Annotated in this window: 26 protein-coding genes; 15 read left to right on the top strand and 11 right to left on the bottom strand. The window is 46.7% G+C overall.

Translation table 11 applies throughout. The features are described 5' to 3' along the window. The first annotated feature begins 74 nt into the window (after positions 1 to 74). The 6 genes from mltG to QP860_RS01085 all read left to right on the top strand — a co-directional run bounded on the left by mltG (position 75) and on the right by QP860_RS01085 (position 5,474). Positions 75 to 1,271: an endolytic transglycosylase MltG gene (gene mltG, locus QP860_RS01110; RefSeq protein WP_083294423.1), complete on the top strand. Its 1,197-nt coding sequence runs from the start codon at positions 75 to 77 to the stop codon at positions 1,269 to 1,271. Between the two features lie 11 nt (positions 1,272 to 1,282). After that, positions 1,283 to 1,900 (top strand): uridine kinase, encoded by a 618-nt coding sequence (gene udk, locus QP860_RS01105; protein ID WP_067971733.1) that lies wholly within the window; start codon positions 1,283 to 1,285, stop codon positions 1,898 to 1,900. 83 nt (positions 1,901 to 1,983) lie between these two features. Continuing rightward, positions 1,984 to 2,466 carry a transcription elongation factor GreA gene (gene greA / locus QP860_RS01100; protein ID WP_070620265.1) on the top strand — a complete coding sequence of 161 codons (483 nt, stop codon included), beginning with the start codon at positions 1,984 to 1,986 and terminating at the stop codon, positions 2,464 to 2,466. A 600-nt stretch (positions 2,467 to 3,066) separates the two neighbouring features. Continuing rightward, positions 3,067 to 3,783: a LiaF domain-containing protein gene (locus QP860_RS01095; protein ID WP_070620267.1), complete on the top strand. Its 717-nt coding sequence runs from the start codon at positions 3,067 to 3,069 to the stop codon at positions 3,781 to 3,783. Beyond that, positions 3,780 to 4,829: a sensor histidine kinase gene (locus QP860_RS01090; RefSeq protein ID WP_070620270.1), complete on the top strand. Its 1,050-nt coding sequence runs from the start codon at positions 3,780 to 3,782 to the stop codon at positions 4,827 to 4,829. The genes QP860_RS01095 and QP860_RS01090 overlap by 4 nt, the downstream gene beginning before the upstream one ends. Continuing rightward, a complete protein-coding gene (locus QP860_RS01085) occupies positions 4,830 to 5,474 on the top strand; it encodes a response regulator transcription factor (protein ID WP_070620274.1) in 645 nt (214 codons plus the stop codon). Positions 5,475 to 5,666: 192 nt separating this feature from the next. Here the strand turns inward: QP860_RS01085 and rnjA are convergent, their stop codons facing one another. The 3 genes from rnjA to trhA form a co-directional block, all read right to left on the bottom strand. Then, positions 5,667 to 7,340, bottom strand: coding sequence for a ribonuclease J1 (rnjA, locus tag QP860_RS01080; RefSeq protein WP_070620277.1), 1,674 nt, complete (start codon positions 7,338 to 7,340; stop codon positions 5,667 to 5,669). Further along, complete coding sequence (locus QP860_RS01075) at positions 7,340 to 7,558, bottom strand: DNA-dependent RNA polymerase subunit epsilon (protein ID WP_070620280.1); 219 nt, start codon at positions 7,556 to 7,558, stop codon at positions 7,340 to 7,342. Before QP860_RS01075 ends, rnjA begins: the two co-directional genes overlap by 1 nt. Before the next feature lie 133 nt (positions 7,559 to 7,691). Next, a complete protein-coding gene (trhA, locus tag QP860_RS01070; protein ID WP_141744620.1) occupies positions 7,692 to 8,366 on the bottom strand; it encodes a PAQR family membrane homeostasis protein TrhA in 675 nt (224 codons plus the stop codon). Between the two features lie 77 nt (positions 8,367 to 8,443). Here trhA and QP860_RS01065 point away from each other — a divergent pair, with 77 nt between their 5' ends. From QP860_RS01065 to coaA, 3 genes are all read left to right on the top strand, one after another. Then, on the top strand, positions 8,444 to 9,622 hold the full coding sequence (locus tag QP860_RS01065; protein WP_070620287.1) for a GTPase: 1,179 nt from the start codon (positions 8,444 to 8,446) through the stop codon (positions 9,620 to 9,622). Between the two features lie 101 nt (positions 9,623 to 9,723). After that, complete coding sequence (locus QP860_RS01060) at positions 9,724 to 10,455, top strand: acyl-[acyl-carrier-protein] thioesterase (protein WP_070620290.1); 732 nt, start codon at positions 9,724 to 9,726, stop codon at positions 10,453 to 10,455. Between the two features lie 12 nt (positions 10,456 to 10,467). Continuing rightward, positions 10,468 to 11,403 (top strand): type I pantothenate kinase, encoded by a 936-nt coding sequence (gene coaA / locus QP860_RS01055; RefSeq protein ID WP_070620293.1) that lies wholly within the window; start codon positions 10,468 to 10,470, stop codon positions 11,401 to 11,403. A gap of 42 nt (positions 11,404 to 11,445) precedes the next feature. On the opposite strand, the gene QP860_RS01050 is transcribed toward coaA, so the two are convergent. The 3 genes from QP860_RS01050 to QP860_RS01040 all read right to left on the bottom strand — a co-directional run bounded on the left by QP860_RS01050 (position 11,446) and on the right by QP860_RS01040 (position 16,879). Next, positions 11,446 to 13,074, bottom strand: a complete 1,629-nt coding sequence (locus tag QP860_RS01050; RefSeq protein WP_284910084.1) for an ABC-F family ATP-binding cassette domain-containing protein — start codon at positions 13,072 to 13,074, stop codon at positions 11,446 to 11,448. Positions 13,075 to 13,161: 87 nt separating this feature from the next. Further along, positions 13,162 to 15,303 (bottom strand): RNA degradosome polyphosphate kinase, encoded by a 2,142-nt coding sequence (locus tag QP860_RS01045; protein WP_070620300.1) that lies wholly within the window; start codon positions 15,301 to 15,303, stop codon positions 13,162 to 13,164. 28 nt (positions 15,304 to 15,331) lie between these two features. Next, positions 15,332 to 16,879 carry a Ppx/GppA family phosphatase gene (locus tag QP860_RS01040; protein WP_070620303.1) on the bottom strand — a complete coding sequence of 516 codons (1,548 nt, stop codon included), beginning with the start codon at positions 16,877 to 16,879 and terminating at the stop codon, positions 15,332 to 15,334. Positions 16,880 to 17,080: 201 nt separating this feature from the next. Between QP860_RS01040 and QP860_RS01035 the strand changes: the two genes are divergently transcribed. The 5 genes from QP860_RS01035 to QP860_RS01015 all read left to right on the top strand — a co-directional run bounded on the left by QP860_RS01035 (position 17,081) and on the right by QP860_RS01015 (position 22,197). Continuing rightward, a complete protein-coding gene (locus tag QP860_RS01035) occupies positions 17,081 to 18,436 on the top strand; it encodes an ABC transporter substrate-binding protein (protein WP_070620305.1) in 1,356 nt (451 codons plus the stop codon). A 76-nt stretch (positions 18,437 to 18,512) separates the two neighbouring features. After that, the gene (locus QP860_RS01030) at positions 18,513 to 19,400 is read left to right on the top strand and encodes a carbohydrate ABC transporter permease (protein ID WP_246818949.1); all 888 of its coding nucleotides are present in this window, start codon (positions 18,513 to 18,515) and stop codon (positions 19,398 to 19,400) included. Continuing rightward, positions 19,400 to 20,278 carry a carbohydrate ABC transporter permease gene (locus QP860_RS01025; RefSeq protein ID WP_070620308.1) on the top strand — a complete coding sequence of 293 codons (879 nt, stop codon included), beginning with the start codon at positions 19,400 to 19,402 and terminating at the stop codon, positions 20,276 to 20,278. Before QP860_RS01030 ends, QP860_RS01025 begins: the two co-directional genes overlap by 1 nt. A 3-nt stretch (positions 20,279 to 20,281) precedes the next feature. Continuing rightward, complete coding sequence (locus QP860_RS01020; RefSeq protein ID WP_070620311.1) at positions 20,282 to 21,400, top strand: ABC transporter ATP-binding protein; 1,119 nt, start codon at positions 20,282 to 20,284, stop codon at positions 21,398 to 21,400. A gap of 20 nt (positions 21,401 to 21,420) precedes the next feature. After that, entirely contained in the window at positions 21,421 to 22,197 is a 777-nt protein-coding gene (locus tag QP860_RS01015) for a glycerophosphodiester phosphodiesterase (protein ID WP_070620314.1), read from the top strand. A gap of 276 nt (positions 22,198 to 22,473) precedes the next feature. On the opposite strand, the gene QP860_RS01010 is transcribed toward QP860_RS01015, so the two are convergent. The 4 genes from QP860_RS01010 to QP860_RS00995 form a co-directional block, all read right to left on the bottom strand. Next, a complete protein-coding gene (locus QP860_RS01010) occupies positions 22,474 to 22,938 on the bottom strand; it encodes a Dps family protein (RefSeq protein WP_070620317.1) in 465 nt (154 codons plus the stop codon). A 47-nt stretch (positions 22,939 to 22,985) separates the two neighbouring features. Further along, positions 22,986 to 23,528, bottom strand: coding sequence for a TIGR01440 family protein (locus QP860_RS01005; RefSeq protein WP_070620320.1), 543 nt, complete (start codon positions 23,526 to 23,528; stop codon positions 22,986 to 22,988). Beyond that, positions 23,528 to 24,010: a low molecular weight protein-tyrosine-phosphatase gene (locus tag QP860_RS01000; RefSeq protein ID WP_284878957.1), complete on the bottom strand. Its 483-nt coding sequence runs from the start codon at positions 24,008 to 24,010 to the stop codon at positions 23,528 to 23,530. Before QP860_RS01000 ends, QP860_RS01005 begins: the two co-directional genes overlap by 1 nt. A gap of 68 nt (positions 24,011 to 24,078) precedes the next feature. Continuing rightward, positions 24,079 to 24,957: a Cof-type HAD-IIB family hydrolase gene (locus tag QP860_RS00995; protein ID WP_284910076.1), complete on the bottom strand. Its 879-nt coding sequence runs from the start codon at positions 24,955 to 24,957 to the stop codon at positions 24,079 to 24,081. A 107-nt stretch (positions 24,958 to 25,064) separates the two neighbouring features. Between QP860_RS00995 and QP860_RS00990 the strand changes: the two genes are divergently transcribed. Beyond that, a complete protein-coding gene (locus QP860_RS00990; protein ID WP_070620329.1) occupies positions 25,065 to 25,739 on the top strand; it encodes a uracil-DNA glycosylase in 675 nt (224 codons plus the stop codon). Here QP860_RS00990 and QP860_RS00985 read toward each other — a convergent pair. Then, positions 25,736 to 26,170 carry a CopY/TcrY family copper transport repressor gene (locus tag QP860_RS00985; protein WP_070620332.1) on the bottom strand — a complete coding sequence of 145 codons (435 nt, stop codon included), beginning with the start codon at positions 26,168 to 26,170 and terminating at the stop codon, positions 25,736 to 25,738. The two genes, QP860_RS00990 and QP860_RS00985, sit on opposite strands and share 4 nt — an antisense overlap. Positions 26,171 to 26,186 lie beyond the last annotated feature (16 nt).

Raw genomic sequence — 26,186 nt, 5'->3', positions numbered from 1 at the left:
CTGCCCAATAATTTGCCTTGTGGATTGACACACTGACACGAATCGACTAGAGAACAGAGAATAGGAGCGTTCACATGAGAAAAAGAACAAGAAGGCAGCCTAGACAAACAGCCGAACAGGAACACTTAGAAGGCCAAGGGCCCAAGCGGAAGTCGGTGACCAACCGTTTAATCACTTCTTTATTTGTGACCCTGATTGTTATCGTCTTGGCTTTTGCAGCTTATATTGGGGTTATGGCATCAACTGGGGGCCTTAAGCCTTCCAAGGATATTGTCATCGAAGTTCCCCAGGGCGCGACCCAAGCCAGTGTGGCCCAGGAATTAGAGGATAAGCAGGTCATTTTTAATGATGATATTTTCCGCCTCTATCTGCGTTTCAACCCAATTGAAAACCTCCAAGCGGGAACTTATAAAATGCAAACCCATTCTAGCTTCTCCCAAGCAGCTAAAAACTTAGCTGAAGGGGCTAAGGAAATGGAAGCAGGAATCGCTATTCCAGAAGGGACGGATATTGAGTCGATGGCGACCATTATCGAGCAGAATACGCCTTTCTCAGCCCAAGACTTCATGGCCCTTGTGACCAGTCCAGATTATTTCCAAAAGCTCCTGGCCACTTATCCGGAGCTTCTGGCTGATGTGAGCCAAAATAACGATGTCCGTTATAAATTAGAAGGCTATCTCTTCCCGGCAACCTACCAGTTGCGGGAGGGCCAAGACCTCGAAGCTTTTGTGACCCAGATGGTGGATGAAACGAATAAGTTCTACCAAAATAACAAGGCCGCCTTCCAGGCTTCTGACCTATCCGTGAACGAAATCTTCACCCTAGCTTCTCTAGTAGAGGCTGAGGCGTCGACTACGGAGGACCGGGCCATGATCGCAGGGGTCTTCTATAACCGTCTAGCCGACAAGATGCCTATCCAATCGGACATCTCAGTCAATTACGCCTTGGGTGAACACAAGTCTTACGTGACCATCAAGGACACCCAGGTGGATTCCCCTTACAATCTCTACAAGAATCCAGGCTTAGGACCAGGCCCTTATAATAATCCAGGGGCGGAGTCGCTCCAGGCAGTCCTCAATCCCAAAGAAAATGACTACTATTATTTTGTGGCCGACCTGTCAACAGGGGAAGTTTATTATTCCAAGACCTATGAAGACCATCTCAAGCTAGTTGATGAACACGTCAGCGAAGAGGACGCTAAGCTAGCTCAACCTAAGGCCAGTCAATCAACTGGCCAAAGTCAATCACCAGCAACAAGTTCAAGTAATTAAGAGGAGACAACATGACAGAACAAATCGTTATCGGCGTGACCGGGGGAACCGGGAGTGGGAAGACAACCATTACTCAGCGGATTATGGAAGAATTTAAGGATGTATCCATTGTTTACATCCCCCAAGACGCCTATTACAAAGACCAGACCCATCTGACCATGGAAGAGCGTCAGAAGACCAATTATGATCATCCCCTGGCTTTCGATATGGAACTTTTGAAGGAACATATTAGCCAATTGAGCCAGGGCCAAGCTATCGACATGCCAGTCTATGATTTTGCTGAACACAATCGGAGCCAGGAGACGGTCCATGTTGAGCCTAAGAAGATTATTATCCTAGAAGGGATCCTCTCACTCTATGATCCAGAATTAAGAGATCTCATGACGATTAAGGTATTTGTTGATACTGATGCGGATATTCGGATCATCCGTCGCATCAAGCGTGATATGGCCGAACGGGGCCGGTCCCTAGATTCCGTCATTGACCAATACATGTCTGTCGTTAAACCCATGCACGAAGAATTTATCGAGCCCACGAAACGTTTTGCCGACCTGATTATTCCAGAAGGTGGCTCGAACTACGTGGCCATTGACTTATTACAAACTAAGATAAAAGATATCTTAAAATAAGCCATTCTTATATTGCAATAGGGCCATGAAAGTGGTACCCTATTGCTATTGATTTTTAATTTATTTATGAAGGAGTAAGATTCATGGTAGAAGAAAGCTATCCAATGACAATCGAAGGCAAACAGCGCCTTGAAGCTGAATTAGAAGATTTAAAAGTAAATAAACGTCCTGAAGTCGTAAGCCGGATTAAGATCGCACGTTCATATGGGGACCTCTCAGAAAATTCTGAATATGAGGCAGCCAAAGACGAACAAGCCTTCGTGGAAGGGCAGATCGCCAAATTGGAAAAAATGATCCGCTATGCTGAAATCATTAACCCTGACGAACTAGACAGCGACGAAGTTTCAATCGGTCGTAAGGTAACCTTCGTGGAATTGCCAGACGGCGACGAAGAAGCCTATACCATCGTAGGTAAGGCCGAAGCAGACCCACTCTCAGGCAAAATTTCCAACGAATCTCCAATCGCCCAAGCCCTCATCGGCAAAAAAGTCGGCGACCAAGTCAGCTTCGAAACCCCAGGCGGCGAACTTGCCCTAAAAATCACCGCAGTAGAAAACGCTGAGTAAAAAAGGGTGTGAGAGGATGCGGGAGAAAGGAACCTCTGGAGTAAAATGCTAGAGAAGGCTGCAAGCCTTCGATAGCATTTTGCGAAGAGGAGTCCTTTCTGCAGCCTCGAACCCAACTAAAGGGTGTGAGACTTGGCGATCAGGCTCGGATGATTGGAGCAAGTTAGAATAAGAGCGAAGCAGTCGCTCGTTTCTAACTTGTGAAATCACTCCGAGACTGCCAAGCCGAACCCGACTAAAGGGTGTGAGGGCGTGCGGTCAGAAGTGGACCTCTGGAGCAAAAGACTGGAGAAGGCTGGAGGCCTTCGGAAGGATTTTGTGAAGAGGAGCCAGTTCTGCGCGACCGAACCCGACTAAAGGGTGAGAGGGCGTGCGATCAGAAGTGGACCTCTGGAGCAAAAGACTGGAGAAGGCTGGAGGCCTTCGGGAGGATTTTGTGAAGAGGAGCCAGTTCTGCGCGACCGAACCCGACTGTAGGTTTTAATCCTATTTTGCAACAAAACATTGTATAATAATTTATTGAAGCTGGGACTTTTTGTTCCAGCTTTTTTATTCATTAGTCTGAGGATTTGTTATAATAGTAGGAAAGGAGGGATGGTTTTGAAGTTTATTTGCCAATTACTGGCCTTGCTTATTTTAGGCTTCGTTCTTTATGATTTTTCACAAGCGCTAGGGCTCTTCCTAGTCTTTTTCATAGCGATTGGCTTGCTTGGACTGTTCACACTGGCCCCGGCAGGGAAGACCTGGCCAGCCTATATTCGCTTGCCTTTATTCTTTCTGGCAGTGTTAATCCTTTGTCTGAGCCTTTTTCAGCTGCCCCATTTTTGGCTGATCCTATCTCTAGGTGGTGTGATCCTAGCTATCCAGCTTTGGCAAAAAGAGAAAGGAGATACTACTGACTTTCAAGTAGTCCAGGGTGAAGAAGGGCTAGGCCAAGACCGAGGTACTTTCTTTCAATTGGATGACTGGCTTGGATTCAAGACGGTACCGGTCAAGACTTATGACTGGAATAGCTTCCATGATTATTCTCTCCACGCCTACCGTTTTATTGATCTGACTGAGAAGTTGCCAGTTAAGGGCAAGCAGTGGTTGGCGGTTAGCCAGCTCCACGGTCGGATAAAATTAGTCGTTCCCCAAGCCCAGGCCTGCCAACTGAATATCCAGGCCTATCGAACACGCTTGACCTGGCAAGGACAGACCTATTGCCTAAACAACCAGCGCTTGTCGCTTCGTACAGGCGACCACTTGGATGAGGACCGGGAATTGATTATTGACTTGACCCAGTTCTGGGGGGAAGTTGAGGTGGTTTTCCTATGAAATGGCGGCGTTTGTTTTCCATTTTTATGGTCTGCTTAATCTTTAGCTATGCCTTGTTTGCTCTGACCCTGTATTTTTGCTTTGAACTCGGCTGGTTGCCTCCCTTCCAATGGACTTGGCAGGACCTCCCACTCGGCCTGGCCTTTCTCTTATTGCCCAGCTTTTTAGCTTTGGTTTTATCCTTGTGCTTGTATAGTTTAATCTTTCGGGATGAGGAACTCTTGCTTCATTACCTCGACCAGCTCAGCCAAGGCAATATCCACCAGCTGGACCGTTTGAATTTGAAGGAAAATCTCTATCTGAGCCCTAAGCTCTTGGCTAGGCTAGACCATTTAAAGACAAGAATTCAGGCGGGACGCTTGGAAAGGCAAAACTTGCACCTGCAGTTAGACCAGGCCAGTACAGGCAAATCTGAGGCAGATATTATCCAGGCTGAGCGCCAGCGTGTGGCCAGGGAACTCCACGATTCGGTGAGCCAGGAACTCTTCGCAATGACCATGCTCCTGGCCACCTTGGACCAAGTTTCTGACCAACAGACAGGGCCAGAAGCTGACCTCCGACAGAAGATTGCCAATCTAGCTCAAAATGCCCAAAATGAATTGCGGGCCCTCCTACTCCATCTGCGACCCATTGCCTTAGAAAAACGGTCCCTGGCCCAGGGGATCCAGCATCTCTTTGATGAATTAGAAGGCAAGTTGGCCATTCATTTTGTGACCCGCTTCGATGTGGGGGACTTGGATAAAGAAATTGAGAATAATCTCTTCCGCATTGTCCAAGAACTCTTATCCAATAGCTTGCGCCATGCCCAAGCGACGGAGATTGAGTGCCAGCTCTTTACCCGGCAAGACCGGCTCTATTTAGTCTTTAGGGATAATGGGCGAGGCTTTAAGCAAGGAGCAGAACAGCGAGGGGGCTATGGCCTCCAACACATCCGCGAACGGGTAGACCAGCTAGCAGGCGAGCTACAGATGATTAGCCAGGAGGGGCAGGGGACCCAAGTACGGATCCAAATTGCCCTAGACCAGAATAGAAAGAGGACGACTTAGATGATTAAAGTATTAATTGTAGATGACCATGAGATGGTTCGCTTAGGGGTGGCCTCGTATCTGGCTATCCAGGAAGACATTGAGGTCATAGGCGAGGCAGTTAACGGACAGGAAGCCTATGATAAGGCCCTAGACCTCCGACCAGACCTTATCTTAATGGATGTTGTTATGGATGAAATGGATGGCATCGAGGCTACCCAGGCTATCTTAGCTGACTGGCCAGAAGCTCGGATCCTGATGGTAACGAGCTTCTTAGATGATGATAAATTGTATCCCGCCATGGAAGCAGGGGCTAAGGGCTACATTTTGAAGACATCCTCTGCCCAGGAAATTGCTCAAGCCATTCGCCAAGTGATAGCCGGACAGGAAGTCATGACCCAGGCTGTGTCTGAGAAGATGCAAGAAGATAAGCACAAGGCCCAGGAGCGCCACTTACACGATGACCTCACCCGGCGCGAATTGGAAGTCTTAGCTCTAATTGCTGAAGGCAGGTCCAACCAGGAAATTGCTGATCTCTTGTTTATTACATTAAAAACGGTCAAGACCCATGTCTCTAATATTTTGTCTAAATTAGAAGTTTCTGATCGGACTCAAGCTACTATCTATGCCTTTAAACATGGTCTCGTCAAAGAAGAAAAGGAGTAAGCCTTCAGCTGAAGACTTACTCCTTTTTTATGCCTTATGTATAAGATTAAACGCCAGCCCTCACACCCTTTTAGTTGGGTTCGGTCGCGCAGAACTGGCTCCTCTTCACAAAGCGCCGCCGAAGACTTGTAGTCTTCTCTGCCGCTTTGCTCCAGAGGTCCACTTCTAATCGCGCGCCCTCACACCCTTATTTTAAACGGACATGACGACGGACATGATGAGCGGGTTGCGTTTGGTCCGTTTGTATAGGAAGGGTTGGAGTGAGTTTTGTATGCTGTCGCGTAGGATTTTTTCGTTGACTTTGTTGCCTGAATTTAAGTGACCGATAACGGCGGTCTGGATGACACGTTGGGCGTCGCTGATCAGGTCTTCGGATTCACGCATGTAGATGAAGCCGCGGGAGACGATGGCTGGGCCAGCTAGTAATTGGTTGGTTTCGAAGTCGATGCTGACAACCACTAGGACTAGGCCATCTTCTGACAACTTATGGCGGTCTCTGAGGACAATATTGCCGATATCGCCGATGCCCTTGCCGTCAACATAAACATCATTGGCAGGGATATGACCCGCCCGGCGCGCTGAATTTTCAGTCAGAGCGAGGACATCACCGTTGTCCATGATGAAGGTGTTCTCCCGTGGGATACCTAGGCTGACAGCTGTATCAGCTTGGATGGAGAGCATACGGTATTCTCCGTGGACCGGCATGAAGTATTTAGGCTTCAAGAGGCTCAGCATGAGCTTCTGTTCTTCTTGCGAGCCGTGGCCGGAGGTGTGGACATTGTTAATCTTACCGTGGACCACTTCTGCTCCGGCTTCTAACAATTTGTTAATCACGCGGTTAACACTAGTCGTGTTCCCTGGAATCGGGGAGGAAGAGAAGATGACAGTGTCCCCATCTTGGATGGAGATCTGCCGATGGGTGCCGTTCGCAATCCGGCTCAAGGCCGCCATGGGTTCACCCTGAGACCCAGTACACATGATCATGACTTCGTTGCTTGGATACTTGTTAATGTCCTTACCATCGATTAAGACACCTTTTGGTAGGTCGAAGTAGCCAATTTCTTGGGCATTGCGCACGGCATTTTCCATGGACCGGCCGAAGACGGCCACTTTGCGGTTGTTGGCGATGGCAATGTCGATGGCTTCCGAAAGCCGGGAGATATTTGAAGCAAAGCTGGCAAAAATAATCCGGCCTTCGATTTTATCGATGATATCTTTTAAGGCGCTACTAACGACCCGTTCTGACTTGGTGAAGCCAGTAATTTCGGAGTTGGTGGAGTCACCGAGTAAGCAGAGGACCCCTTCATCACCTAGGCGGGCTAACTTGTGCAGGTCTGCCTTCTTACCGGTCGGAGTAAAGTCAAACTTGTAGTCCCCAGTGAAGACAATATTACCGGAAGGTGTCTTGACACAGATGGCCATGGCATCCGGAATAGAGTGGGTTACCCGGGCAAAACTGACCTGGGTTTTGCGGAACTTGATGACACTATCTTCATCCACTTCATGGAGCTCAGCGTCACGGAGCAAGTGGTGTTCTTCCAATTTACCCCGGATCAGAGCCAGGGAAAGGGCCCCGGCATAGATTGGCACATTGACTTGCTTGAGCAAGAAGGGCACCCCACCAATATGGTCTTCGTGGCCATGGGTGATGAAGACGCCCTTGATCTTGTCTTTATTTTCAATCAGATAGGAATAATCTGAAATCACATAGTCAATTCCGAGCAGGTCATCTTCTGGGAACATAACGCCTGCATCGAGGACGATGATTTCATCTTGGAATTGGATACAATACATATTCTTACCGATTTCGCCTAAACCCCCAATGGCGAAAACAGCAGTTTCATGGTTTTTAATTTTCAATTTCATTAATCAGCAAACTCCGTCAATTCGAAACGGTCACTCTTTTGCTCATAGGCTAAGTGAGCGTCATCTAATAATTGAATGTGCTCAACATGGTAAGGGGTTTTTTCATCGAGGATACGGCGTACTTCAGTGACCGATTCAGCATCGATGTAAAGTGACTGCGTATGTTCGCGCGTTGGCACTTCAGTTTTTGTTTCTTGGTAAAAAACTTTATAAATCATAGTCTTCCTTCTTTCAATTGATATTTATGTATCTTTATTTATAATTTGGAGAATCTCTTCTCTACCACTTTAATATTTTAACATATTCTAAGCCAAGAATGCTAAAGAATGGCCCTTTTTTGGAAAAAAGCCCTTAAGTATAAGATAAGATGGCAATGAAGAAGCAGGCGCTGCCGACCATAACGAAGAGATGCCAGGCCACATGGTAGTAGGCGATTTGGTCATCTTTGATGTAGAAGTAGGTGCCCAGAGTGTAGGCAATACCGCCGATAAGGGTCCAGATGAGCCCAGGCAGAGGAAGATGATCGATCAGCGGCTTTAGGGTAAAGATAACCAACCAGCCCATGGCGATATAGGTCCAGGTCTCCCAGCGTTTAAAGCGCTCGCTAGCCTTTAATGAGAGGAAGATGCCGAGGGCTGCAATCAGCCATTCTAGGATAAAGATGGGCCAACCGATCCCAGCTGGGAGGACTAGGAGGCAGTAGGGGGCATAAGAACCAGCAATCAATAAATAGATGGAACAATGGTCAAAGACGCGAAAAAGTGGGGCGACGCGGGTAAATTTTAGACTATGGTAGAGAGTTGAGTTAAAATAAAGCATACACATAGCCAGTGTAAAATTAAGATAGGCCAAGAGGTGGAGGGAGCTGTCTAAGCGCACAGCCTTGATCGACAGGCTGACGCAAGCGATAATGGCCAAAATGAGCCCGATGCCGTGACTAACGGCGCAGAAGACCTCATTCGTGACCTGGTAAGACTTGGATTGCAGAATTTCGGGATCCTTAAAGATATTTTGTTGGCTGGGCACGTTAACACATCCTATCATTTTTAATCATATTATATCATATCTATATAAACATTCTAATGATGACCAAGGAGGATTCTATGAAGAAAGCATCAGCTGTTGACCTCTCTTTGATTGAGGAATTAACCCAGCAGACCCAAGATGAAATCAAAAAAATGAAACCCATCCATATCTTAGTCGTTGGTAAGACAGGAGTGGGAAAATCAACCCTTATTAACCGGGTCTTTCGCGAACGCTTAGTAGAAACAGGGATTGGCGAGCCGATTACTAAGCATTTGCGCCAGATTACCAAGGATAACCTGCCCCTCGTCCTCTATGATACAAGAGGCTTGGAATTGGACGCAGCCATCCAAGACCAAGTGGCACGGGAGATCAATGAATGTTTGGATCAATTGGAGGCCAAGGGCGAGACCATGCACTGCGCCTATTACTGCATTAACGCCTCCTCGTCGCGAATTGAGCCTATGGAGAAGGACTTTATCCAGGGTCTAGCTGAGAAGATGCCGGTTATTCTAGTTTTAACCCAGGCGATCGGTCAACCTGCCCAAGACTTCAAAAAATACTTGGAAAATCTGAACTTAAAGGTTCAAGCGGTGGTCCCGATCATGGCCAAGGATTATCCGGTGAGCCCAGACTACACGGTGGAAGCTTACGGCTTAGACCACTTGATTGAGCAAACCCTGGCTGTCATTCCCCATGATGTTCAGGATGCTTTTAACAATGCCCAACAGGGAGATCTCGACCGCAAAGCACGTCTGGCGCGACGTTGGGCGCGCCGCTATATTATTTCAACATTTGGTGTGGGCTTTACCCCCATTCCTTTCGCAGACGCAGCTTTAATCGTCCCCCTTCAGATCTCCATGCTTGCTCATATTACCGCTATTTTTGGCGTTTCTTTGGAACACCAGACTTTAGTGGGCCTGATTGGGGCAGTGGGGGGCACTACGGGAGCGACTTTCTTGGGCCGGACCCTGGTGGGCAATATCTTTAAGCTCATTCCAGGCTTGGGTAGCCTAGCCGGTGGAGCAATCTCTGGAGCAACGGCCTCTATTGTGACCACTGCCCTAGCTATGTCCTATATTTCTGTTCTTCGCGTTATCGCTGAGCACGATGTCCGCAATGAGAAGCTATCGGCTAAGAGTATCCGCAAGCTGATGCAGTCCGAATTTAGGGCACGCCTTAAACGGGGCAAGAAGGATCCTGACTATCAAGCTATCCGCAATGAACAGGAAAAAGAGAAAAAAGAGCACAAGGACTAGCCTTTTCTTTAGCGCCTAGGTCTAGGCAGACTTTAAATTTTTTGGTATGATGACAGTATTGTAAAATTAGATGAAGATTACGTTGGAAAGTGGGAATTTGGATGGCAGCCTATAGCAAGGAATTTGTTTTGACTGAACTTTTTTGTGATGCCTATGGAGACCTGACCATGAAGGGGATGGTAGACTTGGTTTTCCAATTAGTGGCTAACCAGGAATATGATTGGCCTTCTGACCTGACTCCAGCAGGTTATAATTGGATTGTCTTGAACCATCATTTTGCTTGCCAACATCTCCCCCGCTTGGGCGATAAGGTCCGAGTAGAGACAGGGATTATTGAGGTCAACCGTTTCTTTATCTACCGCTATTACCGCTTCTATGATTCAGACGGTCAGGTCGTAGTCTCGGGCCAGTCCCAGTTTAGCTTGATGGACTTATCCGCGCGTAAGATTGTCCGGATTCCTGACCAACTCCAAGCAGAAAATACTGGTGAAAAGGCTGAACGTCCCTACCGTTTTAAAAAGACATTAAAGCAAGTTGATAGCTTGTCAGAAGCAAGGGTTCACTATAGCGAAATTGATGCCAACCAGCATGTGAATAATTCGGTCTACCTTAGCTGGGTCCTTAACCAAGTTCCGGGGACTTTCATAGCCGATCACCGCGTCCAGACCTTCGATATCAGTTATGACCATGAAATAGGCCTGGGCCAAGACTATCAGCTGGCTAGTCGAATTGAAGAAGAGGGGACACCAGCCCAGAGCTGGCACCAGATTCTCATGGGAGAAAATTCCTGTGCGCGGATCCATGTGAGCTGGCTTTTACGAGATGGAAACTAAAGGAGAATTGTTTTGATTGAAGCAGAAACCTATCATATTATTGACCGCGTCCAGTGGCGAGACTACCGGGAACGAGTTCACCCCTCGATTGAAATTCATTTAACGGAGAAACAATTGAGAAAGATTATCTCCCTCAATGATGAATTATCGGTAACAGATGCCATGGAAGTCTATGAGCCCCTGACCCAATTAATTGCCATTTACCGCGACAATTACAGCCGTTTGCAGCGGCGGCGCAACCACTTCCTAGGAATTGAAGCCGAGATCCCACCCTTTATGATTGCCATTTCAGGTTCGGTAGCGGTCGGCAAGTCAACCACCGCCCGTCTCTTGCGGCTCTTTTTATCCCAGGCCTTCCCTGATTTAAATGTGGACTTAGTCACGACTGATGGTTTTCTTTATCCCAATGAGGAATTGATTAAACGCGGTATTCTTAACCGCAAGGGCTTCCCCGAAAGCTATGACATGCCCAAACTTCTGCAATTTCTGACGGATGTGAAGAACAATAAACGGAACATTGCCTTTCCTGTTTATTCCCATGAGAATTATGATATTGTCGAGGGGGCTAAGCAGATCTTGAAGAATCCCAATATCTTGATAGTTGAAGGCATCAATGTACTCCAATTGGATGATAAGGAGCAAGTCTTTGTGGGCGATTTTGCAGACCTATCGATCTATGTGGATGCGGATACGACCTGTATTGAGCGCTGGTACTATGAGCGTTTCAAGATGCTCATGCATAAGGCAGCAGAGAATCCTGATAACCACCATTACCGTTATAGTCAGATGGCGGAAGACCAGGCCATGGCAGAAGCCAAGCGGATCTGGCAAGAGATTAATCTGGTCAATTTAAATGAATACATCCTACCAACTCGCAACCGGGCGGATATGGTAATCCACAAGCGGGACAACCATTATATCGACCAACTTTGGATGAAAAAGTATTAGAAAAAGCGTGAAATCACGAGCTCATGATTTCACGCTTTTTTGTTAGTTATAAAGTTGTTCGACGCGTTCTTGGGTATCTGGATTATTGAGATAATCTTCGTAGCCCGTGTCGATACGGTCTACCATACCATTGCCGCTGACGTGGATGACACGGTTGGCAATAGTAGAAAGAAATTCCCGGTCGTGGGAGCTGAAGAGAAGGACGCCCTTGAAGCGGATGAGCCCTTCGTTGAGGCTGGTGATGGATTCCAAGTCTAAGTGGTTGGTTGGATCATCCATGACCAGAACATTGGCCTTAGAAAGCATGAGCTTAGAGAGTAGGCAGCGAACCTTTTCCCCACCAGATAAGACATTGACTTGCTTATTGACATCGTCGCCGGAGAAGAGCATCCGGCCGAGGAAGCTGCGCAGGAAAGTATTATCCTGCTCCTCAGGGGTCTTGGCATACTGCCAGAGCCACTCTAAGATAGTGTCTTGACGGCCATCGAACTCGCTAGAACTGTCCCGTGGTAGGTAGGCTTGGGAGGTAGTAACGCCCCATTTATAGCTACCAGAATCAGGCTCCATCTCGCCCATGATAATCTTGAAGAGGGCGGTAACGGAAGCGTCGTTGCGGCTCACGAAGGCGACCTTGTCATCGTTTTTGAGATTGAAGGTGATGTTATCGAGAACCTTGACCCCATCGATCGTTTTAGACAGCCCTTCAACAGTGAGGACGTCGTTACCAATTTCGCGCTCAGGTTCAAAGCCGACAAAAGGATACTTACGGCTAGAAGGACGGATGTCGTCGAGTTCAATCTTATCCAGCATCTTCTTCCGTGAAGTTGCCTGTTTGGACTTGGAGGCGTTGGCAGAGAAGCGGGCAATGAATTCCTTGAGTTCTTTGACTTTTTCTTCTTTTTTAGCATTGGCATCGGCCTGCAATTTAGCGGCTAATTCAGAAGATTGCTTCCAGAAGTCGTAGTTACCGACATAGAGCTGGATCCGTCCAAAGTCCACATCGCAAATATGGGTACAGACCCGGTTGAGGAAGTAGCGGTCGTGGGAAACAACGATCACAGTATTCTCATAGTCGATCAGGTAGTCGGCAAGCCATTCAATGGATGCGGCATCCAAACCATTAGTCGGCTCATCCAAAAGTAAGACATCGGGGTTGCCGAAGAGGGCTTGGGCCAGTAAGACCTTGACCTTATCTTTTTCGTCCAATTCGCTCATTAATTGGTTGTGGACGGCTTCTTCAATACCGAGACCGGTGAGCAATTGGGCCGCTTCAGATTCGGCTTCCCAGCCATTCATTTCAGCGAATTGAGCTTCCAATTCGCCGGCACGGATGCCGTCTGCTTCGGTGAAATCAGCCTTAGCATAGATGGCATCTTTTTCATTTTTGATCTCGTAAAGTTCCTTGTTCCCCATGATCACTGTATCGATCACGGTATAATCTTCAAAGCCAAAGTGGTTCTGGCTGAGGACCGATAGGCGTTCATTAGGGTCTAAGTTGACTTGGCCAGTTGAGGGTTGGATTTCACCGGATAGGATTTTAAGAAAAGTTGATTTACCTGCTCCGTTGGCCCCAATAATGCCGTAGCAGTTACCGGGGGTAAATTTTAAATTCACATTGTCGTAAAGTTTGCGATCTGAGAAATGCAAACTGACATTGCTGACAGTTAACATGGATGCTTTACCTCGCTTTTTAATTTATTGTTTCTCTCGAATATTACATGAAAGAGAGCAGGAAATCAATACTTACTGCTTATTTCCCTATTTTCTAAAGGAGAAGGGTAAGCGCTGGAACCATCTTTTCTTGGCTTGGCTAGGGCCTTGGCTGTTTTTCTTGGCCAGGGCCTTTTTCATGAACTCTTCTTGGGCAGAGACTTCTGCTTTATCGTTTTGGACATAGGCATAGGAAGAGTCGGGGAGCTTGTAGCGAGCCTTGGTATTATCAGCAAAATAGACCTTGAGGATGTTCATGATTTCATTGTGGATGGAAGGATCCAGGATCGGAAATTCAATCTCAACCCGGCGGATCATATTACGGGTCATCATGTCCGCTGAAGACAAGAAGAGCTTCTCTTGGCCGTTATTATGGAAGTAGTAAATCCGGCTGTGCTCGAGGAAGCGCCCAACGACAGAGATGACCCGGATGTTGTCGGAAAGGCCGGGAATGCCTGGGATCAGGCAGCAGATGCCGCGAATGATGAGGTCAACTTGGACACCGGCCTGGCTGGCTTCATAGAGCTTACGGATAATATCCAAGCTAGTGAGTGAATTCATCTTAGCGATGATCTTACCATTCCCATATTTCTTATGCATTTCGATTTCGTCATTTATATCTTCAATATAAGAATCGCGAATATCGAAAGGTGATACATGGAGGTGGTGGTAGTCGGGTTGTTCCGCATAGCCGCTCAGATAGTTGAAGAAGTTGGTGGCATCTTCACCAATTTCAGGATTGGTGGTGAGCACGCCCATATCGGTATAGCCCCGGGCCGTCTTATCATTGTAGTTACCTGTTCCAAGGTGGACATAGCGCTTGAGTTGCTTGCCTTGGCGCTTAACAACGAGGGAAATCTTACTGTGGGTCTTGAGGTGGGACTTCCCATAGATGACATGGCAGCCAGCTTCTTCGAGAACCTTGGCCCATTGGACGTTATTTTCTTCGTCGAAGCGGGCCTTAAGTTCGACTAGGACGGTGACCTGCTTGCCATTCTCGGCAGCTCGTTTGAGTGCCTTGACAATAGGCGAGTCGCTGGATACCCGGTAGAGGGTCATCTTAATAGCGATGGTCGCTGGATCATCAGCTGCCTGGGAGATAAATTCGACAATCGGGTCGAAGGAATCATAGGGGTGGTGGAGGAAGAGGTCTTTTTTTTCAATATAATCGAAGAGACCTTCATGTTCCAGTTCAGGTGGGTAGACGGGGCTGAAGTCTTTGAAGGTCATTTCTGGGAAAGTATCTTCTAAGAGGTCGACCGCTTCGTTGAGACCAGTTAAGTCGAGGGGACCGTTCAAGAAGTAAGCATCGCGGTCCTGGAGTTGGAGCTCATCCATGAGGAAGGCTACATTTTGGTGGAAGCTCTCAGGATCCACTTGGCGTTGGTCGAATTCAATCCGTACAGCGATTCCATTGCGACGCTTCTTAAGATAGTCTTCGATGACGACTAAGAGGTCCTGGGCCCCTTCTTCATGTAATTCCAGGTCAGCGTTCCGGGTCACTCTGAAGTAGAAGCTGTTTAGCACCTGGTAGCCAGGAAAGAGTTCGCCGATAAAATATTGGACGATATCGTGGAGGTCAACCAGGTAGTGCTGGCCCTGCTTTTCAAAATGGTAGTAGCGGTCCAAGAGCTGGGGAATCGGTACGATGGCAATCTCTTCGCCTTGGTCACTATGCAGGTTAACGAACAAGTTGCTGACCTTGTTATTTAAATTGGGAAATGGGCGATAGGCATCGATGCCTAGAGGGGTCAAGCCAGGGAAAATTTGTTCGTTAAAGTATTGCTTGACTTGGTCAATTTCTTTATCTTCTAGACTATCTACCGGACTGAAGTGGATCTGGTTTTTAGCACAAATTTGGGTTAAGCGGTCCAAGAGTTTGTATTGGTAGTCCACATTTTCTCGGTTGGCCTTGGCAATGGCGTCAAGCTGTTGGTCAGGAGTCCAATGTTTCTTCGAGTCCCGGGTGTCGCCCTGCATGTGGGACTGGTCTTGTAAGCCAGCTACCCGAACCATCATAAATTCATCGAGATTGGAGCTGCCGATGGCTAAAAAGCCTAAACGTTCAAGCAGAGGATTTCTTTTGTCCGCTGCTTCTTGAAGGACCCGGTAGTTAAAGGATAGCCAGGAAACTTCCCGGTTGTCATAGTAGTCCGGATTCTTAATATCTTTCGCTTTGTCTTCAGTCATAGTTTACAACCCTTCCTAAGTTTAAAACTTATAGATTATGCGCAGTCGTCGGAATAAAATCGAGCTGGATATCGCGGTCAATAATCCGCTCAATATGTTTCTTCTGATCTTCCGCACGGTACACTTCTGATATTAACGTACCATTGTAAAAAATACGTAAAATTAATGTATCATTTTGAATAATCATATCAACTGAACTTATAATATTGAAGTGTGAGTCATTGAGCGACTCTGAAAACTTGATTAAACCGCCCATTGCTTGGATCCGATCTAATTCGTCTTCTGTGAAGAGGTCTTGGAATTCTTCGCTGTATTGTTTAAAAAGTGTTTTATTTTTATAGGAAGCAATGAGGCTAATAGCCACCCGCTCTTTGTGGTCGAAACCATTCATATTGGAGTTGGATAGCAGGTAAAAGGTGTGTTGGGAGGCGGCCCCTCTTTCGATAAAGCGGCCGCAGAAATAGAGGTAGGCACCATAGATGAGCAGGCGTTTCTCTTGGTCATTCCAGTCCAAGAATTCCTGCTGGCTGAGGCAGGTATAGACTTGGCGGACGATATCCACGCGTTGGGCGTGGTCTGCCATGGAGAAGTGATAGGTGTTGGTTAAGCCCTCAATGGTCTGTCTCTGGATATGGAAGATATCGTAGGGGGCAGGGTAGTGGTCTTCAATATATTCATAGAGGATGCCTTCGCGCAAGCCGTATTGACTAAATTTAAAGCAGGGGGCTTGGACACAGGCCATCAATTCGCTAAAGACCAGGCAAGCTGGGGTGATGATATCTGCTCGGTCGGTTGAGAGTCCGTCCAATTTACGCAGTTCTTTATCGGACAAGGAGAGAAAGAGGTCCAGGGTGTCTTCGAGGTCTTCTTCAGACATCTGATAATTATGGATACCGGCCAGAGGGTAGTCGTTCTGGAGTTGGTGGACCCGGGTGACGTTACGGGCTGACCCCCCCACAGCAATAATGGGGAGCTGGGCTTCTTTAATAAAGTCAAAGTCGGCAAATTGTTTGCGTACAAATTTGCGGGCTTTTTTGATGGCGGACTTATCGTCATGGTCCTTGTCAGCAAAGAATTTTTCCGTTAGGGAGACCGCTCCGAAAGGGAAGGAATGAGAAGCTTGAATTTCTTTGTTTTTGAAATAGGTAATTTCAGTTGACCCCCCGCCGATATCGATGGTTAGCGCATCATGGTCGGACATGGTGTGGATGATGGCGTTGTAGCCGTAGTAGGCTTCCTTGTCACCGGAGACGATATCGATCGTGATGCCTGTGCGCTCTTTGACCGTATCCAAAATTTCCTGGTAGTTTTTGGACTGGCGGATGGCTGCGGTGGCCTTGGGGAGAAGCTTGTTAGCCTTAAGGATTTGGGATTCATGGGCGAAGTTATCGAGGATTTGGCAGAGTAGGTCGATCCCGGCTTGGTCCATGATATTTTCTTCATCTAAGTGATGGTAAAGACGAGCTGGGATCTTAATATTTTGAATTTCATGCAGGCCAAAATGGTCGTCAATATCCACCACAATCAGACGGATGGTATTGGAACCGATGTCGACGAGGCCAATTCTTTCTTTCATGATAGGGTCACTCCGTTTCTAGACTTTTTTCACTGTCTAGTCCTAGTATAACGGAGACTGTGGAAAGTCTGTAGTAAAAAGCAGGGAGGATTTACACATTTTTTACATATTCATGTAAAATTTACGCTGAATTTACATTGAATTAATAATGGATGGTTACAATACAGATAGCTTAAATAAATCTTTGGAGGAAAAAATAAAATGAAACTTAACCAATTATTGAAATCAACCGTGATTTTATCCGGACTCAGCTTGCTTTTAGCCGGTTGCGGTAATTCTGGCGACGCTGGCAGTACAGATTCTGGTCAAGCCAATTCTGCTGACAGCGAAGGCAAGACTGAACTTGTTTTCTGGCACGGCATGGGCGGGGAAACAGGGAAAGCCCTAGATGAGTTAGTGGCAGACTTTAACAATTCCCAAGATGAAGTCTTCGTTAATGCCCAGTACCAAGGGACCTATGATGAAACCTTGACCAAGTTAAGATCTTCTGCTTCTGGTGAAGCGGTAGGGGCAGACCTGGTGCAAGTGTTTGAGCAGGGGACAGCCTTTATGATTGATTCAGGGCTAACGGTTCCTGTTCAAGAATATGTTGACAAGAACAACTTTGACCTAAGTCAATTAGAACCTAACCTTTTAGCTTACTATACCTTGGATGACAAGCTCCATTCCATGCCTTTTAACTCATCCACGCCGATCTTATACTACAACAAGGATGTCCTTGAACAAGCTGGCATGTCCGAAGCACCTTCTAACATGGAAGAAATCTTTGAGAATGCAGATAAACTAACTGAACAAGATGGCGTTACCATGCCTATCTCTGTTGGGGTTTATGGTTGGTATATTGAACAATGGATTAATAAGATGGGCGAAGATATGTTCAACAACGGCAACGGTCGGGAATCCGCACCAACGGAAGTAGTTTTCGATGACAACGGCTCGATGGAACGTGTCCTCGAGATGTGGAATGAAGGCGAAGAGAAGGGCTATATGCCAAATGTAGGCCGCGAAGGTGGCCAACCTGAATTTGTTTCAGGCCAAGCGGCAATGACCGTTGGCTCAACCGCCAACCTCCGTCAAATCTTGACCGAAGTGAATGACCGCTTCGAAGTTGGAACGGCTTATTATCCAGGTTTGACAGAAGAAGATGACCAAGGGGTATCGATCGGTGGGGCTTCCCTCTGGATGATCGACTCTGGAGATGATGCTAAGAAAGATGCGACTTGGAAGTTCATCGAATACCTGGTATCACCTAAAGTCCAAGCTAAGTGGAATGCAGCAACAGGTTACTTCCCTGTTAACTTAAATTCCCACGAAGAAGAAGAGTTCAAGAAGAACTTGGAAGAATTCCCGCAATTTGAAACAGCTATTAACCAATTACACAATTCTGAACCATCCGACCAAGGGGCTATTTCAGGGGTTAACCAAGAAGCTCGTCAAATCTATGAAGCTGAGCTAGAAACTCTGCTCAATGGGTCAGATGCACCAGCTGATGTGGTGAAACGGATGGCTGACCAAACCAATTCTGCCCTTGAAAACTACAACAAGGTTAACAAATAAATCAACAACTCGATGATGCCATAAATAGCTGGGTGCTATCTCTCAGCTATTTATTCTTTTAGAAGGAGAGATCGGATTGGAAGCAAAAATTCCTATGGTTAAAAAAGAAAAGAGCAGCTGGAAGAAGCTGCAAGGTTATACCTACCTCATTCCAGCCATTTTAATCTTAGTGCTCTTTATGTTCTGGCCCTTTATCCAAACCATCGTCCGGAGCGGTTTCTTAACGGACGGGATGGGACGGAGCACAGAATTTATTTTATTTGATAATTACATTGAATTGTTTCAAAGCCCTAGTTTTTGGAACTCTATCATTGTAACCCTTAAATTTGTACTGATTGTGGTAGCGACAGGGGTGGTTATCGGCTTCGCGACCGCCTTGCTCTGTCAAAAAACTTTCCCTGGCTTGAAGTTCTTCTCAACTTCTTATGCCATGCCCATGGCTATTGCTTCGGCAGGGATGGCCATGATCTTCCAGGTCATGTTGAATCCTTCGATTGGGATTATCAACCAGGCCTTTAACATGTCGGTTAACTGGCTGACCGATCCTACACTGGCCCTGATCGCAGTCGGTGTTTTGACCGGCTGGTTGAATAGCGGGATGAACTTCTTATACTTTAGTTCGGGCTTGGCTAGTATTGATGATAGCCTCTACGAATCGGCTTCGATTGATGGGGCCAACTCTTTCCAACAGTTTACCAATATTACCCTTCCGTCCCTGAAACCAACCATGTTTTTCGTTCTGGTCACCAATATTATTAATGCCTTCCAAGGTTTCGGACAAATCAATATCTTGACCAAGGGTGGACCTGGTGAAGCGACTAACGTGATTGTCTATGATATCTACCGCAATGCCTTCATGAACTACCGCTACGGTTTTGCTTCAGCGGAGTCGGTTATCTTATTCCTCATCGTTATGCTACTCACCTTTATCATGTTTAGAGTCAGAAAGGGGCTAGATCATTAATGGAATCCGTACTCAGTCAAGACAAAAGCCTAAAGAAAGAACAAGCTAATCCACCGCGGGGTAAATCCAAGAATCGCTGGTGGCTCTTAATCTTAAATGTGATCATGTGGCTCTTCGTGATGTTTCCCCTGATCTATGCCTTCTTAATGGCTATCAAACCAGCTAGTGAACTCTATAATCCAGAAAGCATCCTCATTCCTCAAGAAATTACTTTCACTAACTTTGTTGATGTTTTCTCCATGGCACCAATTGCCACTTATATCAAAAACTCCCTCATTGTTTCCCTAGCCATCACAGTTTCGCAGATTGTTACCTCATTATTGGCTGGCTTCACCTTCCAATTTATTGAATTTAAGGGCAAGAAGATTATCTATGCCCTCATCCTATCGACCATGATGATTCCAGGTGAGGCAGTGATTATTTCCCAATTCTTGATGGTATCTTCTTGGGGTTGGAATGATACCTTAGTTGTTCTCATCGTCCCTTATATGGTTTCAGCCTTCAATATTTTCTTGTGCTGCCAAGCCTTGGAGAACTTCCCTTATGAAATTTACGAGGCAGCTAAGATCGATGGCTGCTCTGATATCCGTTTCCTGTTCACCATTATGACGCCGTTATTGAAGCCAACAATTGGCGCCATGGCCGTCCAATCTTTCCTATCGGGTTGGAATATGTACATGTGGCCACTCCTAGTGACCAATAATGACCAGGCGCGGACGGTTCAAGTTGGGATTGGCATGCTCAACAGTGTTGATTCCCAGTCCATGGTGCTCATGGTTGCTGGAGTTGTAATTTGTATGCTACCAAGTTTGGCTATCTTTATCTTCGGCCAACGGAATATGGTAAAAGGTTTAACACAAGGTGCAGTAAAGGGGTAGAAAATGGCTAAAGTAGTTTTAAATAAAGTCGGAAAAATTTACAAAGATGGTTATAAGGCCATCCATAATATTGATATGGATATTGCCGACAAGGAATTTATTGTATTAGTAGGGCCTTCCGGTTGCGGGAAGTCGACCACCCTGCGTATGATCGCAGGCTTGGAAGATATCTCGGAAGGTGAGCTCTATATTGGGGATGACCTGGTCAATAATGTGCCGGCCAAGGACCGGGATATCGCTATGGTTTTCCAATCTTATGCCCTCTATCCTCATATGAATGTGCGGGATAATATGGCCTTTGCCATGAAGATGAAGGGCGTTTCCAAGGAAGACCGCTATAAACGAGTAGAAGAAGTCGCTGAAGTTCTGCAGTTAACGCCATTTCTCGACCGTAAGCCGGCTGCTCTATCAGGTGGACAAAGACAGCGGGTTGCTCTGGGCCGGGCCATGGTGAGAAAGCCAAAAGTCTTCTTGCTTGATGAGCCCCTCTCTAACTTAGATGCCAAATTGCGAGTAAGCATGCGTTCAGAAATTGTTCGACTCCACCGCGAGTTAGGGACCACTTTTATCTATGTGACCCACGACCAGACGGAGGCTATGACCATGGGGACGCGGATTGCTGTCCTCAATCAGGGGCGGATTGAACAATTTGATACGCCAGACAATCTTTATCGCAATCCTGTCAACCGTTTTGTGGCTGAGTTTATCGGGAGTCCGCAGATGAACATGATCAATGCTCGTTTGGTTTCTACTGACCAAGGACCAGCTATGCAGAGCGCTAATGAATGCTTCATGTTAACAGACGACTTAAAAGAACGTCTCTTGGTTGAAGCAGATGGCCGGGATATTTTGATTGGTATCCGTCCTGAAAATCTCTATCATGCAGAGAGTCGCGAAGGATCGAATGTTATCCATGTTCACGCCAATAATGTGGAGCAAGTCGGGTCAGACACCTATGTTTACTTTGACTTCCACGAAGCCGACCAAGAATGCACGGCCCGTTTTAACCCGCCCATCCATATTCCATATGATACGGATATCTATGTGGGCTTGGACTTGAGCCAAATTGTCTTATTTGATAAGGAAACAGGCGAATCACTCTTAGCTCCCAAGCGTTTTTAAAAATAATCGAGGAGGTAAATATGCAAATATTAGCGCATAGAGGCTACAGTTCCAAATTCCCAGAAAATACCATACTCGCTTTTAGAGAAGCTCACGCTGCTGGGGCGGATGGTATAGAACTGGACGTCCAGTTAAGCCGGGATGGTCAAGTTGTGGTCTGCCACGATGAGACCATCGACCGAACCTCTAATGGAAGCGGCCGGATCATGGATTACAGTTTGGCTGAGCTCAAAAGCTTTGACTTTTCTTATGGTTTCGCCTCAGTTGGCCCTAGCGAAGACCTGCAGATTCCCACTTTGGAGGAAGTCCTCCAGTGGCTGCAAGGCAATGATATGCTCCTTAACATTGAGCTAAAGACCAACCAATACCCATATCCTGGCCTGGCTCAAAAAGTGGTCGACTTGGTCCAAAAGTATCAGTGTGGGGCCCGTGTGCTTATTTCCTCTTTCAACCATTACAGCATCCAGCAGGTGAGAGACCTAGCACCAGACTTATCTTGCGCCTTCCTTGAAGTCAACAGCATTATTTCGCCCGGCCGCTACTGCCAGGAACATGGGGCTGACTATTACCATCCCCATTTCTTCGCTATTAATGAGGCCATGCTGGAGGATCTCTTGGCTAGGGACATCAAGGTAAATGTTTGGACGGTGGATGACCTCGATTTAACGGAAAGCTTGATGGATAAAGGAATCAATGGCCTCATCACCAATGACCCCATCAGTCTAAAGGCATATCTGAAAGATCGTAAGCTCGAGATTGAGAGTGTGACAAAAGTCGATCAGGCCTTAACCAGCTAACGCATACTATATCTGTAACTCGCTGCGCCTCGAACAGCTATAGCAACTGTCCGCGAACTATGAGAAAACGTTTACTAACGATTTCTCATAGTTCGTGAAGTGGATGTCAGGCCTGACTTTTGGAGCAGGTTTTTGAAAAATGTTCACTATTCAAAAAAAGAGGCTGGACCTTTTGTCCCAGCCTCATGACCTTGGTTAAATTTTTATTCTAATCCAGTAAAAGGGACCCTTAAGGCGTTGATTGCCTTAGGGGTCCCTTTGTTTGGCTATTTAAATTTAATAGATATCAGGGGCTTGGCCTAGTTCAGCGGCTAACATCCAGATACGTTTTTCAAGAGCGTTTTGGTGGCCTTGCAAGAGGTCATTGGTCACGCCGTCGCCTTCTTCATCCGCTTCAATGACAGCTTCACGGTAGAAGCCAACTAGATAACGGTAATTATCGAGGAGTTCAGCGAAACGTTCCTGGGTGGATTGTTCCCAGTTGCCTTTTTCATTGGTCAATTTGCTGTGTTCGATATATTCTTCCATGGTCGCATAGGGTGAACCACCGATAGTGATGAGACGTTCAGACACTTCATCTAATTGTCCATCAATGTCATCCATCCACTCATCGAGGAGAGGGTGGAGGAAAAGGAAATTAGCCCCACGCATGTACCAGTGTGTCTTATGTAGGATCAACTTCATTTGGCTTAAGTCTGCAACTAATTGGTTGAGATTCTTTTTTGATTTTTCAAATGTCATGTCAAATTCCTCCTTGACTCTATTATAAACCCATTAGAGAAAATAAGCTATTTTAAATCTTTGTTGTAGTGGGCTCTTTCCCCGCCAATAGACTTAGGCCGTCTCCGGCAGGTGTTGACCCAAGCTTCACCAATCCGGTGGTGTTGGAGACGGAGCGGGACGCAGACTGGCAGGATGTGCATACCAATCAAAGTGTTGCCGATATCAATACCGGCGTCGGCTTGGATGGCTTCAATAGCAATGGGATCTTCAAAACCCTTGTAGGCCGCGGTCGCAAAAGATCCGCCGGCCTTGGGTTGGGGAACCACATTGACCTCAATAGCTTGGGGAAGGGCTTCCCGCTCCAAGATTAGGGCGCGGTTCAAGTGCTCACAGCATTGGGCCGCTAGGTAAATACCATGGGCTTTGAGTGTTTCGTGAATTGTCTGGAAGACTTCCTGACCAATCTCAGGCGAGGACTGGCTACCAATCCGCTCCCCAATGATTTCGGATGATGAGCAGCCAACCACAACGATTTGACCAGCTTTCAAATTGGCTTCCTGGATCAATTCTTCAACCAGGTCACGACATTCTTTTGCTAGAGATTCCATTACGATAACTTCCTTTCCTTTACGATCGTCTCTGTAATGGCATTGACACCTTCGTAAATGTCATCAAAAGTTGTTAAAAAGTCTTTAGTTATAATTGGATCTAGAACATCGTCATCACTTCCCAAGAATTCATTGAATAAGTAAACGCGGTCATGGTAGGGGCTGGGGATACGTTCTAGGGCATCTTCTTTAACGTCTTGGTCCATGCAGATGATATAGTCGAATTTCTTACCATCCTTTGCGGTCAGTTGGCGGCTTTTCATTTTCCCAGGATCGATATGGAATTGTTCCAGGATTTTAATGGTTTCTGGATGGGGGGGATTTCCCACCCGCCAATCTTCAATGGCTGCTGAATCGACAGAAATTTTGCGTCTTAATTTTTCTTCTTTGACCTTTTGGCGAAGGACAGCTTCAGCCATGGGAGACCGGCAAATGTTGGCCCGGCAGACAAAGAGAACACGAATGCGGTTGAAATTAAACATGGGCTTCCTCCAACTGTAATCATTTATTACTATTAGTATAACACAGTTAGAAGCTGCAGCGCTTGAGACTAGCCTTCTTTTTCTCGGTCAAGAATTTCTTGGATGGCTCCCGCAAGACCAGCTGCATTATTAGACCGAGCTTGGTACTTGGCGGTTTCTTTAACTGCGTCTACGGCATTTTCCATGGCAAAGCTGTGGCCGGCAATTTCTAGCATGGGGATATCGTTATAATTATCGCCAATGGCTAGGACATGGTCGAGGTCGTAGCCGTGCTCTTGACAGTAACGTTTGAGGGCTGCCCCTTTATTGGCGTGGGTCTGGCTGATTTCAATATTATACTTGAAGGAAGAGGTGACATAAATGTCATCGAATTTTTGTAGGAATTCTTTTTTGAGAGGGACTAGGTGGCGGTCAGGGTCTTGGTGGGTGAAGGTAATCTTCACGATCTTTTGTCCTTCTTTATTGATCAGGTCTCTGAGGTCGTCTCGGTAGTCGATATTAGTAACTTCAGTTGATTGGGTGGCTCTTGTTTCCGCTTCCTCCTGGCTCATACCAACATTCATCTGCTGGATCAATCGGGTAATGCCTTGGATACGTTGGGTTCTGGAACTAGAATAGACATTCTTTGAAGTCATGGCTTCCATGTAGTAGCCGAGTTCACGTCCCCGGTCAAGGATAGCCAGGGCTTCTTTATCCGCCAAGGGGATTTCATAATCAACCGTCCCGTCCCGGTCAAAGGCGATTGCCCCATTGAGACCGATAATTGGACAGCGAATGCCTGCTTCATTGAGCACAATCTTAGCTTCTTCAAAGTTACGTCCGGTACAGACAATGAAAGGGATTCCTAGGCTGTAAGTATGCATGATGGCATCAATATTTGCCTGGGGGATTTCCATATTACCATTGAGTAAGGTCCCGTCCATATCTGAAGCAATCAGTTGAATCATCACTAATTTCCTCCTATAATAAGTTTATCTTAAGTCTATGTCTATTCTACCATTTTAAGGCCGAAGAGACTAGAAATCTGCTAGTTAAAAGCAAAAGGAGGCTTTCCATGCATCAAATTATCGAGAACCAGTGGCAGGAGGTTTTGGACCCCGTTTTTGAAGGCCCGACTTACCAAAAGCTACGCGAATTTTTAAAAAAGGAATACCAAGAAGAGGTGGTTTACCCCGATATGTTCCACATCTACGAAGCCTTCAAACGGACGGACTTTAGCCAAGTTAAGGTGGTTATCCTTGGTCAAGATCCCTACCATGGTCCTAAGCAAGCCCATGGCCTTTCCTTTTCTGTGCAAAAGGGGGTAGCAATTCCGCCATCCTTGCGCAATATCTACAAGGAATTAGCAGACGATGTGGGTTTTCAGCCTGTCCAGCACGGGAACTTGACGGAATGGGCGGACCAAGGTGTGCTCTTATTGAACTCGGTTTTAACTGTCCGCCAGGGTCAGGCCAACTCCCACAAGAACCATGGTTGGGAAGAGCTAACAGACTATGCGATCGCCCAACTTAACCAGCGCCAGGAGAAGATCGTCTTTATTCTCTGGGGAAATGCGTCAAAAGCTAAGCGTCCTTTGATCGATGAGACTAAGCACGCTGTCTTGACTTCGGTCCACCCCAGTCCCTTGTCGGCCCACCGCGGCTTCTTTGGTTCCAAACCTTTCTCTAAGTGCAATCAAATCCTTGTAGCGGACGGTCAAGCACCGATCAACTGGCAATTAACTCCCTAGTGCTTGACCTGGCACTGGCATTGACCTGGCAGGCAGGAACAAGTCACAGCTTGCGGCGCCTTCTCATCCAAGGCTTCTTGAATATGGTCAATCATGTCTTGGGAGAGGGGGGTGTCTTCAATACATTGGACGATGAGCTCTCCGGCCTGGCACTGGCAGAGGTTGTCAAAAATCGTCTTGAGTTCCAGACGACTGGCTTCTTCCTGGCTGACCTGAGCTCGGTAGATATAGGACCGACCTTGTTTCTGCTTATCTAGCCAACCCTTGTCCACTAAGCGCCGGATCAGGGTCTTAATGGTGGAATCCTTCCAAGCCATGGCTTCGGCCAGGCAATCAATAATATAGCGACTGCTGGTTTCCTTTTGCGCCCAGACCACCCGCATGATTTGCCATTCTGCTGGGCTAACCGATTTTTCTTGTCCTGATAACATCTAATCATCTCCATTA

Source organism: Aerococcus sp. UMB1112A, from assembly GCF_030230715.1.
GTDB lineage: Bacteria > Bacillota > Bacilli > Lactobacillales > Aerococcaceae > Aerococcus.
The sequence above is the reverse complement of the archived record's forward strand: the minus strand, read 5'-3'. Positions and strand labels throughout refer to the sequence as shown.

What these genes read in the sequence shown, in the direction of transcription:
- QP860_RS01040 (WP_070620303.1), bottom strand. Translation starts at nt 16,879, where the DNA reads ATGAAAGAAAGAATTGGCCTCGTCGACATCGGTTCCAATACCATCCGT.
- QP860_RS00985 (WP_070620332.1), bottom strand. Translation starts at nt 26,170, where the DNA reads ATGTTATCAGGACAAGAAAAATCGGTTAGCCCAGCAGAATGGCAAATC.
- QP860_RS01015 (WP_070620314.1), top strand. Translation starts at nt 21,421, where the DNA reads ATGCAAATATTAGCGCATAGAGGCTACAGTTCCAAATTCCCAGAAAAT.
- QP860_RS00990 (WP_070620329.1), top strand. Translation starts at nt 25,065, where the DNA reads ATGCATCAAATTATCGAGAACCAGTGGCAGGAGGTTTTGGACCCCGTT.
- QP860_RS01005 (WP_070620320.1), bottom strand. Translation starts at nt 23,528, where the DNA reads ATGGAATCTCTAGCAAAAGAATGTCGTGACCTGGTTGAAGAATTGATC.
- QP860_RS01075 (WP_070620280.1), bottom strand. Translation starts at nt 7,558, where the DNA reads ATGATTTATAAAGTTTTTTACCAAGAAACAAAAACTGAAGTGCCAACG.
- QP860_RS01060 (WP_070620290.1), top strand. Translation starts at nt 9,724, where the DNA reads ATGGCAGCCTATAGCAAGGAATTTGTTTTGACTGAACTTTTTTGTGAT.
- QP860_RS01045 (WP_070620300.1), bottom strand. Translation starts at nt 15,303, where the DNA reads ATGACTGAAGACAAAGCGAAAGATATTAAGAATCCGGACTACTATGAC.
- rnjA (WP_070620277.1), bottom strand. Translation starts at nt 7,340, where the DNA reads ATGAAATTGAAAATTAAAAACCATGAAACTGCTGTTTTCGCCATTGGG.
- QP860_RS01010 (WP_070620317.1), bottom strand. Translation starts at nt 22,938, where the DNA reads ATGACATTTGAAAAATCAAAAAAGAATCTCAACCAATTAGTTGCAGAC.
- QP860_RS01090 (WP_070620270.1), top strand. Translation starts at nt 3,780, where the DNA reads ATGAAATGGCGGCGTTTGTTTTCCATTTTTATGGTCTGCTTAATCTTT.
- QP860_RS01025 (WP_070620308.1), top strand. Translation starts at nt 19,400, where the DNA reads ATGGAATCCGTACTCAGTCAAGACAAAAGCCTAAAGAAAGAACAAGCT.
- QP860_RS01020 (WP_070620311.1), top strand. Translation starts at nt 20,282, where the DNA reads ATGGCTAAAGTAGTTTTAAATAAAGTCGGAAAAATTTACAAAGATGGT.
- QP860_RS01050 (WP_284910084.1), bottom strand. Translation starts at nt 13,074, where the DNA reads ATGTTAACTGTCAGCAATGTCAGTTTGCATTTCTCAGATCGCAAACTT.
- QP860_RS00995 (WP_284910076.1), bottom strand. Translation starts at nt 24,957, where the DNA reads ATGATTCAACTGATTGCTTCAGATATGGACGGGACCTTACTCAATGGT.
- greA (WP_070620265.1), top strand. Translation starts at nt 1,984, where the DNA reads ATGGTAGAAGAAAGCTATCCAATGACAATCGAAGGCAAACAGCGCCTT.
- mltG (WP_083294423.1), top strand. Translation starts at nt 75, where the DNA reads ATGAGAAAAAGAACAAGAAGGCAGCCTAGACAAACAGCCGAACAGGAA.
- udk (WP_067971733.1), top strand. Translation starts at nt 1,283, where the DNA reads ATGACAGAACAAATCGTTATCGGCGTGACCGGGGGAACCGGGAGTGGG.
- QP860_RS01035 (WP_070620305.1), top strand. Translation starts at nt 17,081, where the DNA reads ATGAAACTTAACCAATTATTGAAATCAACCGTGATTTTATCCGGACTC.
- QP860_RS01065 (WP_070620287.1), top strand. Translation starts at nt 8,444, where the DNA reads ATGAAGAAAGCATCAGCTGTTGACCTCTCTTTGATTGAGGAATTAACC.
- QP860_RS01000 (WP_284878957.1), bottom strand. Translation starts at nt 24,010, where the DNA reads ATGTTTAATTTCAACCGCATTCGTGTTCTCTTTGTCTGCCGGGCCAAC.
- QP860_RS01085 (WP_070620274.1), top strand. Translation starts at nt 4,830, where the DNA reads ATGATTAAAGTATTAATTGTAGATGACCATGAGATGGTTCGCTTAGGG.